Origin of the sequence: Eudoraea sp. (assembly GCF_049669105.1) — a bacterium.
GTDB lineage: Bacteria > Bacteroidota > Bacteroidia > Flavobacteriales > Flavobacteriaceae > Eudoraea.
Window position 1 is genome coordinate 1 of sequence record NZ_JBATKE010000132.1, and the last position, 17494, is coordinate 17494.

Consider the following 17494-nt stretch of genomic DNA (forward strand, 5'->3'; position numbering starts at 1 on the left):
CCTATTTTGGAGCTCTTTTAAAATAATGGTTCTTACTTGTTCCCGTAATTCCGATTTTTGATTTTCCATTAGTTCTTTTGTTTTGAAAAAGGAATGAACCTTTACTCTTGCAATACCCGGGCTTCCATTGAAAAATGTGAACGGAAAACGGCTTTTGTTATCATAAAAGGTAATTGGAACTACAGGAATATTATGGGCTATTGCCATTTTAAAGGCCCCATCTTTAAATTCATCAAGTATTACGTCCTCCTCGGGTACACCACCTTCCGGAAAAATACAAATACTAAGGCCCTGATTTAATCTTTTCTGTGCTCTTCTATATACAGCTGTCCTGCTTCGACTGTCTTCTCTGTCGACAAGAATGCAGACACGTTTATAAAAAAATCCAAAAACAGGAATATTAACCAACTCTTTCTTACCTACAAAGACAAAGGGGTTCTTACTTGTTTTTAACATCATCATAATATCCAGCATGCTGGTATGATTTGCAACTAACATATAGCTTTGACCCTTCTCCAACTTTTGCTCGTAAGATATTTTTGGAAAACAAAACATCCCGTAAATAATAATATTTGCCCATAAATTCCGTGCCAGCCAAAAAAATTGCCGATAAGTCCTGTCTGAAAGGGTTGTTAAGAGAAGAAAGGGGAAAAAAATAAAAATAGGAAGACTCACAAGGATATAAAACCAAATACGATAGAGAACGAGACCTAATTTTTCCAGAGGTAAGTGCATAAATCAAAAATAACAATTTTAGCAGGGTAATCGTATTTCTTTTACTTTTGCCTCTGAAATATAAAATAAATGGCAAGAATATTAACCGGCATACAAAGTACAGGAACCCCACACCTCGGAAATATCCTGGGAGCGATCATACCTGCAATCAATATGGCAAAAGATCGTGAAAATGATTCTTTCCTGTTTATTGCCGATATGCATTCCCTTACCCAAATAAAAAATGGTGAAGAGCTGAGACATAACACCTATGCAACTGCTGCCACTTGGTTAGCTTTCGGGCTTGATGTAGAAAGCACCGTATTTTACAGACAGAGCGATGTTCCGCAAGTAACGGAACTTGCGTGGTATTTAAGCTGTTTTTATCCTTATCAACGACTAACCTTGGCCCATTCATTCAAAGACAAGGCAGACAGGTTAGAAGATGTTAATGCAGGGCTATTCACATATCCTATGCTAATGGCTGCAGATATATTGTTATATGATGCGAATATTGTCCCGGTTGGTAAAGACCAGTTACAACATATAGAAATGACACGAGATGTTGCATCGCGTTTTCAGTCGCAATTGGGTGAGACTTTTGTAATGCCCGAGGCACAGGTCCAAAAAGATACTATGTATATACCGGGGACAGATGGGGCGAAAATGAGCAAAAGTAAGGGCAATCTTATAGATATTTTCCAACCGGATAAAAAACTGCGTAAACAGGTGATGAGTATTGTTACGGACAGCAAATCTCTTGAAGATCCAAAAGACCCAGAGGCGGATACCACTTTTTCATTATACCGAATTTTAGCTTCTGATTCTCAGATTGCTGAAATGCGGTCAAATTACTTAAATGGAAATTATGGCTATGGGCATGCCAAACAAGCTTTGTATGAATTAATCCTTGAAAAGTTTAAATCACCACGAGATAAATTCAATTATTATATGAATCATCTAAATGAGGTTGACGATGCACTATCAATAGGTGCAGAAAAAGCTAAAAAAGTCGCCGACTCAGTGCTCGAAAGAGTTAGGAATAAAGTAGGGTACTAGATTTTTGTTAACCAACTACCCGGTTTGTAATTAAACTTTTTACTGAAAAGAGCAAAAGTTAGTCTACGGTTTTATTAGTGTATTTTATCGATGAACACCTTAAATAGCTTGTTTTATCATCTTAAATTAAACACAAACAAACTACCTGGTCTGGTTTAAACTATATAGCTTCATACTGTTTCCCGGGTAAAGGACGTATCATTCCTTTCATTTCCATGGTCAAAAGACTGGACACCGTCTTAAATACAGGTAATTGGCATTCCAAAGCAATTTGGTCTACCAATTGCCTGCCGGTTTTCTGCAGAAAAGTGTAGATTGTTTTCTCATTCTCATCCAATTCAACAAAAAGTTGCTTTTGTACGGCGACAGTTTTATGTTCTTCCAATTGCCAATCCATTAAATAGATCAGATCTGCAGCAGAAGTGATCATATGAGCCTTTTGGCTCTTAATTAGATTATTGCATCCTAAACTATATTTATCTTTTACCCGTCCAGGTACGGCAAATACATCCCGATTATAGCTATTAGCCATATCCGCCGTTACAAGACTACCTCCCTTTTCTGCAGATTCTATTACAATTGTCGCTTCACTTATCCCTGCAATTATTCTATTCCTTTTTAGAAAATTTTCCCGATCCGGGTTACTTGTACTCCAGAATTCAGTTAAAAAGCCTCCGTTCCTATTAATTTCATCAACATATTTAAGGTGTGCTTTTGGATATATTTGATTTAATCCATGCGCCACACAGGCTACGGTCTGTAGACCCATTTTTAAAGCTGCCCTATGTGCACAAATATCAATCCCATATGCAAAGCCACTTATTATAACGGGATTTATTGGCGCAATATCTTCAATGAATTTTTCACAGAAAGCCCTGCCATAAGCAGTACTATTGCGCGTACCCACTATACTGATCACTTTTTTATCCTCAAGTTTAATGTTGCCCTTTTTAAAAAGTAAAATAGGGCCATCTAAACAATGTTTCAGGTAAGCAGGATAATTAGGATCCATAAAGTATGAATAGGATATTCCATTTTTAAGAATAAATTCATATTCTGCTTCAGCAGCAAGAAGGTGCTTTCTGTTTTGCAGGCCGCTTATAACCGCAGATCCAATTCCCCCAATTTTTTCTAAATGCTTCCTTTTATCCCTAAAAACTGCCATTGGACTGCCACAGTGAGCGATCAGCTTTTTAGCTGTTATATCACCAATATGAGGGATATTTTGCATTCTAAGAACTGCAATTAACTCATCCTTAGTCATTTATAAAATATATTTAGTTATTCACAAATTACACAAAATATTATGTTAATAAAAAGTTCTCTTCTCGAGTTTGAAGCCCTCAAATTTTTCTTCATCTTTGTATTTATGGGAATTGAGCACTACATTCAGCAACTTTTATATCGTTACAACTGTGTTGTCGTTCCTGATTTTGGTGCCTTTCTAACGCAAATGAAATCTGCCGTACTTCTAAAGTCAACCAATACCTTTTACCCTCCTTCAAAAAGAATATCATTTAATGAACAATTATCCTCAAATGATGGTTTACTGGTTTCATACATGGCCAATGCCGAAAACAAGTCGTATGAGGAAATGTTGAAACAAACCCTTGATGTTGCAAAAGCTTGGAGAAAACAATTACATTCAGGAGAAAGGTTAAAAATATCATCTATAGGTGAATTATGGTTAAACAGGGAAGGTAAATTACAATTTCAACCTTCAAATGAGGTGAATTATCTTACGTCTTCTTATGGTCTCTCATCCTTTGTGTCTCCGGGGGTTACCCGCGAAAAGCTTAAAGAACAAGTAGTCGAATTAGAAGAAAAGATTCCCTTTATTATAACTCCCGAACAACGGGAAAGAACTTCATTCAGGCCCTATTTGAAATATGCTGCCATACTATTATTAGCCCTATCGACGGGAATGACAGCTTACCGATTTTATGGTGAAACTCTTCTTAAAAAACAACTCGTTCTGGAGGAAGCACAAACCCTTGTGTCTAAAAATATTCAGGAAGCTACATTCTTTAACTCAAAGCCACTTGAATTACCTGAACTTGAGCTAAATGTAACAAAGAAAAGTAAGGGTAATCACCACATAATTGCAGGAGCATTTAGGATTCAGGAAAATGCTGATAAGAAAGTAACACAATTGCGCAACAAAGGCTATGACGCAACTTATCTAGGGGTTAATAGATATGGCTTACACCAGGTTACCTACGGTAGCTTTGAAAACCCGGAAGAAGCTCTAATCTTTCTAAAGAAAGTAAAGCGTTCAGAATCACAAGACGCCTGGATGTTGTCTACAAAATAGTTTCTTTCTTTTTCTTCAATGCATTTGCTGCGTATCTTTGAAAAAACTTTTCATATGCAGCCCAAAACACCCAGTGATTCAAGAACAATAATGACGGATATGGTTTTGCCAAGCGAAACTAATCCATTAAACAATCTTTTTGGTGGTGAACTATTGGCGCGCATGGACAGGGCTGCCAGTATAGCTGCAAGACGCCACAGCCGACGTATTACAGTTACCGCATCTGTTAATCACGTTGCTTTTAACCGTTCTGTCCCTTTGGGCAGTGTGGTTACCGTTGAGGCCAAAATATCCCGAACCTTTAGAACTTCGATGGAAGTTTATATTGATGTTTGGATGGAAGATAGATTTAGCGGGGAAAGTACTAAAGCCAATGAAGCCATTTATACTTTTGTTGCAGTAGACGAAACCGGTAAGCCAACTGAAGTCCCACCAATAATCCCGGAAACAGCACTGGAAACTGAACGTTTTGAAGGCGCACTGAGGAGAAAACAACTTAGTCTGGTTCTCGCGGGTAAAATGAAACCAAATGAGGCTACGGAACTCCGTGCATTATTCATGAAAGAATAAATTCATTTAGCTATTTAAAAATTAAAAATCGAAATTGTCAGGATCCGGCCCAAAACGCTGCCCTCTATCCAGACTATCCAAATTAGCCATATCATCCATGGTTAATTCAAAATCGAAAATATCCGCATTTGCTAAAATTCTTTCCCGCTTGGATGATTTAGGTATGGTAATAACTCCTTTTTGCAAATCCCAGCGCAAGACTATTTGAGCAATCGTTTTATTGTATTTATTTGCGAGTTCTTTAAAGGTTTCTATTCCAAAAATTTTGCCCTGCATCATTGGAGACCAGGCTTCGTATTGAATATTTTTATCCAAGCAAAAATCCAAAAGGTTTTGTTGTACCAAATACGGGTGAAATTCCATCTGATTTACCATTGGAACTATCTTTGCCGTACCCAATAAATCTTCCAGATGATGTTGCATGAAGTTACTTACTCCAATAGCTCTGATTCTCTTCTGCTCATAAAGATATTCCATAGCTTTCCAGGTGTCTTTATATTTCCCCGCAACCGGCCAATGCACCAAATATAGATCTAAATATTCCAGCTTCAGTCTATTAAGGCTTTTGTCAAAAGCTTTCAGCGTATTTTCATAGCCCTGATCTGAATTCCAAACTTTACTCACAACAAAAATATCTTCCCTTGGAACATTACTCTCTTTTATTCCAGTGCCTACTCCTTCTTCATTATTATAGACAGATGCAGTATCTATATGACGATATCCTTCCTCTAATGCCCACTTAACCGCATTTATTACCTCTTTTCCATCTTCAGAAAGATAAACCCCCAAACCGAAATACGGCATTTTAACCCCATTGTTTAATGTAAAAGTTCCTTTAATATCAGTTATTGATTCCATATTCTACTTATCATTAAAGTCGGTAAATCCACTCCTCCGGATTCAATCTTGTAGCATCCTCGTAGAGGTAAAATTTTAGTTGTGTTAAACCATTATAACGATTGGTATATATCTTTCCTAACTCTTCTTTCAAGCTTACTTTATCGCCCTTTTTTACATACAAATTAGAAAGGTTGTAATAGGTGCTAATAAAGTTTCCATGTTTGATCTGAACACCTTTATTTCCTCCTGGTACGGCCAAAATTGCTATTACTTCCCCTTCAAAAACTGCACGGGCCGTAGCACCTTCATCTGTTGCAATAATAACTCCATTACTTTGGTGTTTAATCCCAGGATATACGGCATCCTTATAAATACCAAAACCTTGCTGTTTAATCCCCTTTTCAACCGGCCAGATAAGCTTTCCTTTGTTTGCAGAAAAGTTATTTGCTACCAGCGTCGCCTCCGGGGTTAAAACAAACTTATTTGAAGTTACACTTTTCCCGGCTTCCTTATTCGAGGCGGCTATAGCGCTTCTGATTAGTCTTTCTATTTGTTGATCAATTTTTCGCGCTTCCTGCTTTTTCTTATTAATCGCTGAGGCATAATTACTCTCATTTTGTCGAATTGACTTTAATAAATCTTTTTGAGCCTTTATCTCATTAAGTAATAGACCTTTGGCCTTTAAATTCTGGGCCAGTAAAACCTCCTTTTCCTTTCTTTGGTTCGTTAAATCATTGTTTAGCTGGATAAGTTCTTCCGTTTTCTTGACAATATCCTCTCCCTGCTCTTTTCTAAACTGAGTATATTGTTTCATATATTGTAATCTTTTGAAGGCCTGAAAAAAATTTTCCGAAGACAAGAGAAACATTAGCCTGCTTTGTTGAGATCTATTTCGATATGATTTTTGGATCATTGTGGCGTACTCTTCCTTCAAGGCGTCCAAATCTTCCCGAAGCTTGGAAATATTTCGAATATTAGCATTTATTTGCCTGTTAAGAAGGTTAGCTTGCTGATTAGTAACACGTATCAATTGCTGTCTAACATTAATCTTCTGATCCAGCACCTCCATTTGATCCAGAACAGTACCTTTTTGTTTTTTTTCTGCAAATAACAGTCTGTTTATGTCCTCGATTTCCTTTTGCAGCTGTTCTCTCCTGGTTTCCAGGGCTTTTTGCTCATTGGTTTGCCCATGTGCATTGGAACTCAGTAACACGAAAATAATAAAAAGTATATATGCAGAATATTGCTTTGCAATTCTCATTTTATTTCAAAACTATTTCTTCAAATCCTTTTGGTATTTTATAGGGAAAATTCAATATTCTATTCAACTCAATATTCCTAAATTGTATGGCAATATTGGTGATTTGGTCAATATCAATTGCTGTAATCAAAATTTCTTCAGGTAAAATCCGGTTATTCTTTTCCTGATAAGACTTGTAATAAATCTCCAGCAGCCTCTTATTCCATGGTTGAGATAATTGCTGTGTAGCGATTTTAAAATTCTTTGGTTCAATTAAGAATAATGTTTTGAACAGATCACCCGTGTTTTTAGGCTTAAGTTCGTAGTAATCTTCCGTAGCAAGGGAAATATATTTTTCTGTCCGTAAATCAAATAGTGCCTCTCCTAGTAGTAGATTCTGTACTTTGTTGAAATCTAATTCGGTTCCCAATAACTCGCTTAAATAAGTGAAGTCTCCATCAAAATACTCATTTTGAAGTTTATTGTAGAATGTTACTCTTTTAGGGGTGATTAACGCCTTTACAACACCCAAAGGAGCACTCATCCAAATGGCTTTCCCCTTTTCAATTCTTAGGCTAACATTAAAGCTTTGAACACTTCCACCATCATTATACTCAACTTTTATCTTACCGCTTATGGTCTTGAATTCTAATTGGTTTTTATAATGATTTTTGATTATTGCCTTGGTGGTAAGCCTTTCATCAACTTTGCCCGCAGAAACTACTTTACTTGATTTGCAAGAGAAAGAAAGCATTGCCAGAAGGGTAATTATGATCCATCTATTCCAACTATAGGTATTACTTTTCATTCGATCAGGAGCCAGATTTGATTTTACTAAGATACATATTTGCCTTTGATGAGTTTCCCAAAAATGTATACACATTGGCTAACTCTCTGTATATGTTATTACCAAGTTCAATGTCATCAATAAGAAAATCCAAAGCAGTTTCTAATACCTCTGTTGCCTCTTTTTGTTTTCCACTTCTATTTAGGCCCATCCCCTTGGCAAAATAAAAATAGGGTTGAGACGGAAATTCCTCCAAAGCTTCATCTGCTTTGATAATTAAGGAAGAATAATTCTTATTCAGGATTAATTCGCCAATTTCTTCCTTATACTTCAAAAGAGGGTTCAAATTCGTGTTTTGAACCGGAGGAACTGGCTTTATTTCATCAACATTCTGAGGGCGATCCAAAGAATCTTTGATCTTAAGTGCAAGTGCTTCTTTAAAAGAAGAGTCCTTCAACTCCTTAAGAATATTTGAAGACTCCTGATAATTCTTTTTTTGGTAGTAAATAAGCGCTAGATTTTCTTTGAGTTTATTATTATCAAAAGAAATTTGCTCTTCAATCATCGCTATGGGCCTACCCTGTTTTTGCATGATATCTACTACAGTATTTAAATACCAAAAGTTTTCGGGTTCGGATTTTAATGCGTCTATCCCGGATTGTTCGGCTAGTATATATTGCTTATTCGCCAAATAGGATTTAGCTAGTTCAAAGTCTACCACATTGTTTGTGCTATCCAATTTTTTACATTTGAGGAAAAGGTTAACAGCCTTATCATAGTTCTCAATCCCTTTTTGCTTTAATGCTTCAAAAAATGCCTCTTGAAATTCGTCTGTATAATCTTCCAAAAATACCTCAGCGCTTTCTTCTTCCTGGGCATAGCTTAGCTGAGAGAAAATAAATATCCCTAAAATATAAATAACCCATTTAAGCCTAAAGTTCATATAATCAGACTACATAAATCCTCACTATTAAAGAATTTTTACTTTATTCCAGTGCTTCCGAACCCACCTTCTCCCCTCGTGGTTTCAGTTAAAATCTCTGTTTCTATCCATTCAGCTCGTTCATGTGATGAGATCACCAGTTGGGCTATGCGCTCCCCATTGACAATAGTAAATTCTTCTTTGGACAAATTCACAAGAATCACGCCAATTTCTCCTCTATAATCCGCATCTACTGTCCCTGGTGCATTAAGTACCGTTATTCCTTTCTTCGCCGCCAAACCACTTCGCGGTCTTACTTGTGCTTCATATCCGACAGGAATTTCCAAAAATAATCCGGTTTTAACGACAGCCCTTTCTAGTGGTTGTAACGTAATTGATTCAGATATATTGGCCCGTAGATCCATCCCGGCTGAAGCAGGTGTTTCATATTCGGGGATCGCGTGATCTGATTTATTAATAATTTTAATTTTCATTTTATGTGCTATTTTTTTTACCAATTATCCCTGCTAAAAATATTCTTTTAAGCGTTTCATTTTCCATTTTGTAGAGTAGGATTAAAAATACTAAAAGCAAGGCACTACCTATTATCAAATTTCTGTTAAATACATAAAAAGAAAGCGCGGCAAACAGGATAGATAATCCTAAGTAAAAAGTTATTTTTCTAAAGTTATAAGGAATAGGATAGTACTTTCTGCCGAAGAGATAAGAGATTACCATCATACTGCCATAGGCCGCCAAAGTAGCAAATGCAGAAGCATAGTACCCCCAGTCTGGAATAAATAAATAATTAATCCCAATGGTAATTAATGCCCCTACAATAGAAATATAAGCGCCAAATTGTGTTCTGTCTGTAACCTTATACCAAACTGAAAGATTATGGTAAATCCCCAGGCAAAAGCTCGCCAGTACTATCACCGGCACTATTGGCATGGCCTCCCAATATGCCTGGTTTTGAATAAAAATGACCTTTAAAATATCTGCAAACACCACAACCGTTAATAATATTACGCTTCCCAGGACAACAAAATAATTTGTAATCTGGGCATAAGCACGCTGAGGATGGTCAGAAGAGGAGTGGCTAAAGAAAAAAGGCTCTATCCCAAGGCGAAAGGCCGTGGCAAAAAGAGTCATGAAAAGTGCTAGTTTATAACAAGCGGAATACTTGCCCATTTCGCTTTTGGCAATATCTTGTGGTAATAGATCAACAAGTAAAATTCTATCAAAAACTTCATTTATAGTAAATGCTATTCCGGCAATCATTACCGGCATACCATATTTAATCATCTTAAGCCATAAGGCCTTATCAAAAGTATAAGTGCTTTTAAGATAAAGACCACCCATCATTAACAAGGTAATACCACTTGCGATTAAGTTTGATATAAAAATATATGATATTTCAAAGTCAGCAATATATATGGCGTTCAACAAACTTTCGGGATTCACATCCGCAAGACCGGGCAGTAAAAGGAGGAAAAAAATATTCAACCCCAAATTCACAGCAACATTCACTGTTTTCACCATCGCGTAGCGCATGGGTCTTTCATTTGCACGGAGCCATGCGAAAGGGATGATCGCAAGAGCATCTAAGGCGAGAATAAAAATGACATACTTAATATAACGCTGTTCAATATTCAGTAATTCAGCCATCGGAAATTGAAACAGCAATGCAAGGCTTGTAAATAAGACAGTGCTAACCGTTAAAGAAATTAATGAGGTGGCAACTACTTTATTTTTATCATCTTCCCCATTGAAGAATCTGAAAAAGCCGGTTTCCATACCGTAAGCCAAGATCACATTAAAGATTGCAAACCAGGAAAAAATTAATGTCACCTCTCCATATGATCCCGGTGGCATAACTTTGGTATAAATTGGGACCAAAATAAAAGAAAGCATGCGAGGCAACACCGTAGCCAAACCATAAATGAATGTTTGCTTAAAAAGTTTTTTAAATAAACTCAAAGGCTTTTAGATTTGGGCTTAAAATTAGGTATTTAAACCCATGCAACAAAGTCTGTTGCATGGTGTTCACTGATATATAAGCGAAGGCTTTTTCTTTATTCCTGTGATTTTGAAATAGCTTACTTTATTATTTTGCGGATCACCTGTGATAATTTTATAACTAATAACCGCTTCATCTTTGTCCAAATCAAATGGAAAATCTGCATTTTTCCTATTTATAGAAGCAGGGGGTTGATTTCCTACTTCCTCTTTAGGATCTGAATGCATTATAATATCTGGTTTTTTGTCCTCACTTGTGTCTTTATAATTGCAGACAATCCGCAGGTTTTCCCCATCTTCTTTTATCTCTGCTTCTAAAACATGCCCCTTAAAAAACACTTCTAAAAAATCTATCTCATTACCAGCCTCTACATCCACCGGTAATTGCAGAATAAAACCCGTGCCACTTTCTTCCCTGCCACCGGCATATTGCTGATAGGAAGGGTTATTTATGCTGAAAGGTGGCGCCGTGGTTAATTTCTTTTGGGAGGAGCATCCATACAGGCTAAAAACAGTAAGTATTATAATTGATGTATTTTTCATAATTTTCTTTTAGTAATGCTTTCGTAAAGATATAAAACCAAATTTGGTGCCAAAAAAGTTAAGTAAGCAACTATAAATATTTTGCTAATAAAAAATCCCGCAATAGGCGGGATTAAAATTCTTTATTCAACCAATACTAAATGAAAATTTCTAATTTTTCAATGCCTCAGCTCCACCAACTATTTCAAGGATTTCGTTGGTAATTGCCGCCTGACGAGCCTGATTATAAGTCAGTTTTAACTGATCCCTTAATTCAGTGGCATTATCGGTGGCCTTATGCATTGCAGTCATCCTGGCCCCATGTTCACTTGCAAATGAATCTCTTATAGACTTGTATAATTGTGTTTTTAACGACTTAGGAATAAGCTGTTCTACTATAGCTGCTTTTGCAGGTTCAAAAATATAGTCAGCAGCAGAGCTGTTTGAATCCTGCTCCATCGGCACAATTGGCAAGAATTGCTCTACGGTAACTATTTGTGTAGCCGCATTTTTGAATTTATTATATACTACTTCAATTTTGTCATAGGACTCATCAGTATATAATTGCATTAATTCTTCTGCAATTTCTGCCGCATTATCAAAAGAAAGTTCATCATAGATTTTGCTATGGTCAGAAACAACAGTATGTCTTTTTCCAATAAGGTCGTTCGCCTTCTTTCCTATTGTTATAAAATCAACTTTCTGACCCGCGTATTGGTCTTTCTGCATTGACAGGCAGTGTTTAATTATATTTGAATTAAATGCCCCACACAGTCCTCTGTTGGAAGTAATTGCTACAATCAGAACGTTATTAACTTCTCTCTTGGCTGTATATTTACTCCCCGTTTCACCATCTATACTTCCACTGAAATTTTGCAGCAATTCCCCAAGTTTATCGGCATAAGGACGCATCGCGGTAATGGCATCCTGAGCTTTTTTTAGCTTAGCAGCAGACACCATTTTCATGGCGCTGGTTATCTGCATGGTAGAGGATACCGATACTATTCTATTTCGTATTTCCTTTAAATTTGCCATTTCTTAAATTGTGAATTCAGAGATTAGCTTTGATATTTAGCTGCCAGATCTTTACATACTGAGGTTAAGGTATCAATTACCTCATCGGTTAATTTACCGGCTTTCAAAGTATCCAATACGTCTCTGTGCTTAGCATTGAGAAATTCTAGATAGTCTTTTTCAAACTCCTTTACTTTGTTAACCGGAACATTTCTCAATAAGTTTTTAGAACCAGCATAAATAATAGCAACCTGATCTTCAACCGTAAACGGGTCGGCTTGAGCCTGCTTTAAAATTTCCACATTACGCCTGCCCTTTTCAATTACATTCAAAGTAGCCGCGTCCAAGTCAGATCCGAATTTTGAAAATGCCTCCAATTCCCGGAATTGTGCCTGATCCAGTTTTAATGTCCCTGCTACTTTTTTCATAGACTTAATCTGAGCATTACCGCCAACCCGGGATACAGAGATCCCCACATTAATCGCCGGGCGCACCCCTTGATTAAACAAATCCTGCTCCAGAAATATTTGCCCGTCTGTTATAGAAATAACATTGGTAGGAATATATGCAGATACATCACCTGCCTGAGTTTCAATAATTGGTAAGGCTGTTAAAGAGCCACCACCTTTCACCATAGGCTTTAAAACCTCAGGCAAATCATTCATATTCTGCGCTATAGAATCAACATCTATAACTTTCGCAGCACGCTCTAATAATCTTGAATGTAAATAGAAAACATCACCTGGATAAGCTTCACGCCCCGGCGGTCTTCTTAACAAAAGAGATACTTCACGATATGCCACTGCTTGTTTAGATAGATCATCATAAATAATTAAGGCCGGGCGACCTGTATCTCTAAAATATTCGCCTATAGCTGCCCCCGCAAAAGGTGCGTAAACCTGCATTGGAGCCGGTTCAGAAGCATTAGCTGCAACAATAGTTGTATAAGCTAAAGCGCCTTTATCTTCCAGCGTTTTTGCTATAGCTGCAACAGTTGAAGCCTTTTGGCCAATTGCTACATATATACAATAGACAGGTTCTCCCGCGTCATAAAACTCCTTTTGATTTATTATAGTATCTATACAAACGGTTGTTTTACCCGTTTGACGGTCACCAATAACCAATTCCCGCTGACCTCTTCCTACAGGTATCATAGCATCTACCGCCTTAATACCAGTTTGTAATGGTTCATAAACAGGTTGACGGAAAATTACTCCAGGAGCTTTTCGTTCCAATGGCATTTCATAAAGTTCTCCGGAAATGGCTCCTTTTCCATCTATAGGGCTACCAAGAGTGTTTACTACACGACCTACAATTCCTTCTCCCACTTTTATTGAAGCGATACGCTGGGTACGTTTTACTATAGCGCCCTCCTTAATTTCTCTTGAGGGTGCCAATAGTACTACGCCAACATTATCTTCTTCTAGATTCAGGACAATACCTTCCAAACCACCTTCAAATTCAACTAATTCGCCATATTCAGCATTAGAAAGGCCATATACCCTGGCTATCCCATCACCCACTTGTAATACCGTTCCTATCTCATCTAATGAAGCCTTGGCTTCAAATCCAGATAATTGTTTTTTTAAGATTGCAGATACTTCTGCGGCTTTTACTCCTGCCATTTTATTTCAGATCTAAGATGTTAAAAAGGAATTAACTCCCTTTACATTCGTAATTTCTATTTAAATACTATTTGTAAACTCTCTTTTTAAATTATTCAATTTATTGGAAATACTGGCGTTGTATTGCAGATCTCCGATACGCAATATAAAACCTCCTATGATGCTTTCATCAATTTGATTTTCCAGAGTGATTTTATTACTCGTGATTTTCTCAACTTGTGCAAGAATCTTTTTTTCCAAAGATGGGGTTAAAGGCACTGCGGTAGTGACCATGGCCACGTTTTCTCCTTTTAAATTATCGTTAAGGGAAATATATTTAGCGGCTACTTCATTTAATAAGGCTATTCGTTTTTTAGAGACAAGTAATGTAAAGAGTTCCTTGGTTACATCATTAATATTCTTAAAAATCACTTTTAAGACTTTATTTTTTGATGAGCCTTCAAGAATTGGGCTTTGCAACATGTCTTTTAGCTCGTCACTATCGGAAATGGTTTGCACGATATCGCGCATATCCCCATCAATTGCGTCTGTAGCTTTTTGCTCAATCGCAAGATTCAAAGTAGCTTTTGCGTAACGTAGGGCTGCTCTTGATTCGTTCATTCTAACTTAATTCAATTTAATATCACCCAGCATGTCATCAACCAGTTTCAACTGTTTTTCTTTATTGGATAGTTGTTCTTTGATGACTTTTTCGGCAATTTCAATAGAGAGTTCGGCAACCTGGTTTTTTATTTCTGCTACAGCAGCCTTTTTCTCACTTTCAATAGTGGCTTTTGCCTGTTTTATTAATTTATCCCCTTCCACTTGGGCCAGTTCCTTAGCATCAGTGACAATCTTGTCTTTTATTTCCCTTGCTTCTTTTAAGAGGATTTCGCGTTCTGCCCTGGCTTCCTTTAATAATTTCTCATTGTCGGCAGTTACATTTTGCATTTCCTTTTTAGCTTCTTCCGCAGCTGCCAATGCGTCTTTAATTCCTTCTTCACGATCATTTATTGCATTGAGGATTGGTTTCCATGCATATTTCCACAATAAAAACACCAACGCCAGAAACAGCAAAGTTTGCCAAAAGAACAAGCCTAACGAAAAATCTTCTATTAATTTCTCCATACCTATTAAATCTTAATTGTTCAATTTTTACATTAAACTAATGGTAGCAACCAACCGTTACTACCATTAGTTATTTTTCTAGTTTTCTGCAGTTGCAAAAAGTGCAGCAAAACCAATACCTTCAATAAGCGCTGCAACAATTAGCATCGCTGTTTGAATTTTTCCGTAAGCTTCAGGTTGACGTGCAATCGCTTCCATAGCCTGGCCACCGATTCTTCCGATACCCACTCCTACACCGATTACAATTAATCCTGCTCCTACAATTCTTGGAATTGTCATAGTATATATAATTAAAAATTAAACATTCAAATTAATGCGCTTCTGCATGCTCGTGTTCTTCAGAAGCAAAACCAAAATACAATGCAGACAGCATTGTAAATATATACGCCTGTAATACGGCTACCAATATTTCAATTAGTGAAATGGCGAATGCAAGTCCAAAGGACAAAGAACTGCCAATCCAATTTTTGAAAATGAACATAAGTCCAATCAAACTCATAATAACAATATGTCCTGCCTGCATGTTAGCATAAAGACGAATCAATAATGAGAATGGTTTTATAAATATTCCTAAAACTTCAATTGGAATTAATATAATATATAAGGGAATTTTAGCATACCACGGCATAGAATCCCCTAGTGGATCAAATAAATGTTTCCAGTAGGTTTTTGTGCCGGTAAAATTGGTAATCAAAAAAGTTAGAATTGCCAAAGCAGTCGTTATTGCAATATTACCCGTAACATTAACGCCTAAGGGTGTGAGGCCAAACATATTTAGAAACCAAATAAAGAAGAAAATAGTAAGTAGAAAAGGCATGTATTTCTGATACCTTTTTTCTCCTATTGTCGCAATTGCAATATCGTCGCGTATATATAAAATTACCGGTTCAAAAAACCTTCCCACCCCTTTGGCAATACCTCCATTTTTAGCATACGACCTGGCTAATCCCCCAAATAAAAGAAGCATTAAAAAGCCTGTAATTACTATCATCATGACACTTTTGGTTATTGAAAAATCCAAAGGCTTTATATTGGAAGCATGGTGTTCGGCATCATAATTTATTGTTCCGGCAGCGTCTGTTTTATAAATTTTACCGTGAACTAATTTGTAATGACTATCACCTGAGGTAGCAACCTCTTCACCATGATGGAACCTGGAAGATGAAAAAACCACCAGACCATTATCCCAAAGAATAACCGGCAGTGGAAAGCCTACATGATGTTCTGCTCCCTCACTGTCCGAATAGGAAAACAAAGAGAAATCATGAGAATCCTTAAGGTGGTGTTGTATATACTCGTCTATTTCTGTTTTTAGATCGGTTTTGGTTTCTTCGCTACTTACCTCCGCTTCCTTTGCGAATATTGTCACACTGAAGAATATTGTGGAAACCAGAAAGAATTTTACCAAAAGAGGATTTCGCATATCACTTATAAAAATGGGTCTCTAAAAATCCGTGCAAATGTAAGCTATTCTCTTAAAAAGAAAAAAGCATTTAGAATATTATTTTTTCCCTGAAAATAGGTGATAGCGATTCTATTGCTGATCGATTTCCCGCATTAATTTTATTAGCGCTAAAGTCTCTATTAGCAGACAGCTAAAATAGGGTACAAAAAAAATGAAAAATTCAACTTTTGTGAGTTTGCCATCCAGCATAAAAATTGGATCAAAAATCAGGAAGTAGATAACGAATTTTAAAGTGCTTCCGAACATAAACAAAAATCCGAGATGCTTATTTTGCTTTTCAGAAAAATAGAGCAGGGCCGAGTATATCCCCAAAGCCATTGCAAAGTTTATCAAATAACCCAGGAGTAAAATACGATAATCCAAATCCAGGTTGCGGGCAAATAAAAATCCGGCGTGAAGTAAGCCAACTATCAAAAGGGTGCCAAGCAGCAGGCCAGTGAAAATGATGATTCTTTTATTCAAATCAGGAGTTCAATTTTTTTGTTTGCTGTATTACCAAATACATCGAAATGGCAACTGCAAATAAAGTAAGAATTATAGTATAAGTGTTTTCTTCGTTCTGATACTTTAAATCGAGCCATTGACCTAACCTGGCTCCTAAATATATAATAACTCCCATTTGAACGGCTATTCCGGTAAGACTTAGCCAGTATTTAATTTCCTTTTTCCCTTTCGCCATTTTGATTGAGTTATCTATAAGCCTAATAAAATGCAAGAGACTTAAACTTTTCTGGAAGTTTGAGTGAACTCCATTAAAATTATATGCTTAGACTGGACTCAAAGGAATTACAAAAATGGTACAATCAGGAAACCTTGGCCGCTTCATTTTTGCTGCCAGATCCACTAACAGCGCCAGATTTATAGCTCCCTGAATCCGTATTCAGCGAGTTGCTTCCCGATGCAGTCTTAATTGTATCATTCGAACTTATGCCTCCTTTACCCTTCATTGTACATGACGCATTAAATGTAGCGCCAGGTTCAACTGCCAGTTTAGCAACAGTTACGGTACCTTCAATAACGGCAGATGCCTTTAGTGCCAATAAATTCGATACTTGCAGTTCTCCGTTAAAACTTCCTTCAATATCGGCATTAACACATTCTACCTTGCCGTGAATGTAGCCATCTTTGCCAATTACAACCTTTCCGGAGGTTTTTACATTGCCATCTAGCTTTCCATCTATCCTAAAGTCCGCTTCGGATATTATGTCACCTTTGATTTTGGTGTTCTTTTCAATTCTGTTGGGTTGTCCTCCTATTTCGTTCATAGTTCTAGGTTTTTTGTTATCAGAAAACATC

21 protein-coding genes are annotated in these 17494 nt (G+C 36.9%); 3 read left to right on the forward strand and 18 right to left on the reverse strand.

Going from position 1 to position 17494, the window contains the following annotated elements:
* On the reverse strand, window positions 1–735 hold a 735-nt coding region (locus tag WBM60_RS10975), incomplete at its 3' end, for a lysophospholipid acyltransferase family protein (protein WP_424283078.1).
* A gap of 69 nt (window positions 736–804) precedes the next feature.
* Between WBM60_RS10975 and trpS the strand changes: the two genes are divergently transcribed.
* Window positions 805–1773 carry a tryptophan--tRNA ligase gene (gene trpS, locus WBM60_RS10980; protein WP_424264133.1) on the forward strand — a complete coding sequence of 323 codons (969 nt, stop codon included), beginning with the start codon at window positions 805–807 and terminating at the stop codon, window positions 1771–1773.
* 160 nt (window positions 1774–1933) lie between these two features.
* Here trpS and dprA read toward each other — a convergent pair whose 3' ends face one another.
* On the reverse strand, window positions 1934–3037 hold the full coding sequence (dprA, locus tag WBM60_RS10985) for a DNA-processing protein DprA (protein WP_424264135.1): 1104 nt from the start codon (window positions 3035–3037) through the stop codon (window positions 1934–1936).
* A gap of 105 nt (window positions 3038–3142) precedes the next feature.
* On the opposite strand from dprA, the gene WBM60_RS10990 reads away from it, so the two are divergent.
* Window positions 3143–4087, forward strand: a complete 945-nt coding sequence (locus WBM60_RS10990; RefSeq protein WP_424264156.1) for an SPOR domain-containing protein — start codon at window positions 3143–3145, stop codon at window positions 4085–4087.
* Between the two features lie 54 nt (window positions 4088–4141).
* Window positions 4142–4657, forward strand: coding sequence for an acyl-CoA thioesterase (locus WBM60_RS10995; protein ID WP_424264137.1), 516 nt, complete (start codon window positions 4142–4144; stop codon window positions 4655–4657).
* 21 nt (window positions 4658–4678) lie between these two features.
* On the opposite strand, the gene WBM60_RS11000 is transcribed toward WBM60_RS10995, so the two are convergent.
* The 16 genes from WBM60_RS11000 to WBM60_RS11075 all read right to left on the reverse strand — a co-directional run bounded on the left by WBM60_RS11000 (window position 4679) and on the right by WBM60_RS11075 (window position 17493).
* The gene (locus WBM60_RS11000) at window positions 4679–5515 is read right to left on the reverse strand and encodes an aldo/keto reductase (protein ID WP_424264139.1); all 837 of its coding nucleotides are present in this window, start codon (window positions 5513–5515) and stop codon (window positions 4679–4681) included.
* Between the two features lie 13 nt (window positions 5516–5528).
* The gene (locus WBM60_RS11005; protein ID WP_424276793.1) at window positions 5529–6758 is read right to left on the reverse strand and encodes a murein hydrolase activator EnvC family protein; all 1230 of its coding nucleotides are present in this window, start codon (window positions 6756–6758) and stop codon (window positions 5529–5531) included.
* A gap of 1 nt (window position 6759) precedes the next feature.
* Window positions 6760–7545, reverse strand: a complete 786-nt coding sequence (locus tag WBM60_RS11010; RefSeq protein ID WP_424264142.1) for a DUF4292 domain-containing protein — start codon at window positions 7543–7545, stop codon at window positions 6760–6762.
* A 4-nt stretch (window positions 7546–7549) separates the two neighbouring features.
* Complete coding sequence (locus tag WBM60_RS11015) at window positions 7550–8467, reverse strand: tetratricopeptide repeat protein (protein WP_424264144.1); 918 nt, start codon at window positions 8465–8467, stop codon at window positions 7550–7552.
* 38 nt (window positions 8468–8505) lie between these two features.
* Window positions 8506–8940 carry a dUTP diphosphatase gene (gene dut / locus WBM60_RS11020; RefSeq protein WP_424264146.1) on the reverse strand — a complete coding sequence of 145 codons (435 nt, stop codon included), beginning with the start codon at window positions 8938–8940 and terminating at the stop codon, window positions 8506–8508.
* A 1-nt stretch (window position 8941) separates the two neighbouring features.
* Window positions 8942–10426 carry a lipopolysaccharide biosynthesis protein gene (locus WBM60_RS11025; RefSeq protein ID WP_424276795.1) on the reverse strand — a complete coding sequence of 495 codons (1485 nt, stop codon included), beginning with the start codon at window positions 10424–10426 and terminating at the stop codon, window positions 8942–8944.
* A gap of 66 nt (window positions 10427–10492) precedes the next feature.
* Complete coding sequence (locus WBM60_RS11030) at window positions 10493–11008, reverse strand: hypothetical protein (protein ID WP_424264150.1); 516 nt, start codon at window positions 11006–11008, stop codon at window positions 10493–10495.
* Between the two features lie 150 nt (window positions 11009–11158).
* Window positions 11159–12022, reverse strand: coding sequence for an ATP synthase F1 subunit gamma (gene atpG, locus WBM60_RS11035; RefSeq protein ID WP_424264152.1), 864 nt, complete (start codon window positions 12020–12022; stop codon window positions 11159–11161).
* A 23-nt stretch (window positions 12023–12045) separates the two neighbouring features.
* A complete protein-coding gene (gene atpA / locus WBM60_RS11040; RefSeq protein ID WP_424276796.1) occupies window positions 12046–13626 on the reverse strand; it encodes a F0F1 ATP synthase subunit alpha in 1581 nt (526 codons plus the stop codon).
* A 60-nt stretch (window positions 13627–13686) separates the two neighbouring features.
* Complete coding sequence (gene atpH, locus WBM60_RS11045; RefSeq protein ID WP_424263081.1) at window positions 13687–14226, reverse strand: ATP synthase F1 subunit delta; 540 nt, start codon at window positions 14224–14226, stop codon at window positions 13687–13689.
* Window positions 14227–14232: 6 nt separating this feature from the next.
* Window positions 14233–14733: a F0F1 ATP synthase subunit B gene (locus WBM60_RS11050; RefSeq protein ID WP_424263079.1), complete on the reverse strand. Its 501-nt coding sequence runs from the start codon at window positions 14731–14733 to the stop codon at window positions 14233–14235.
* Between the two features lie 78 nt (window positions 14734–14811).
* Window positions 14812–15012 (reverse strand): ATP synthase F0 subunit C, encoded by a 201-nt coding sequence (gene atpE / locus WBM60_RS11055; RefSeq protein ID WP_019670925.1) that lies wholly within the window; start codon window positions 15010–15012, stop codon window positions 14812–14814.
* A gap of 31 nt (window positions 15013–15043) precedes the next feature.
* Window positions 15044–16156, reverse strand: coding sequence for a F0F1 ATP synthase subunit A (atpB, locus tag WBM60_RS11060; RefSeq protein ID WP_424263077.1), 1113 nt, complete (start codon window positions 16154–16156; stop codon window positions 15044–15046).
* 111 nt (window positions 16157–16267) lie between these two features.
* Window positions 16268–16660, reverse strand: coding sequence for a hypothetical protein (locus WBM60_RS11065; protein WP_424263075.1), 393 nt, complete (start codon window positions 16658–16660; stop codon window positions 16268–16270).
* Between the two features lies 1 nt (window position 16661).
* Window positions 16662–16877 carry an AtpZ/AtpI family protein gene (locus tag WBM60_RS11070; RefSeq protein WP_424263073.1) on the reverse strand — a complete coding sequence of 72 codons (216 nt, stop codon included), beginning with the start codon at window positions 16875–16877 and terminating at the stop codon, window positions 16662–16664.
* A gap of 124 nt (window positions 16878–17001) precedes the next feature.
* Window positions 17002–17493: a bactofilin family protein gene (locus WBM60_RS11075; protein ID WP_424263071.1), complete on the reverse strand. Its 492-nt coding sequence runs from the start codon at window positions 17491–17493 to the stop codon at window positions 17002–17004.
* Window position 17494: the final 1 nt, after the last annotated feature.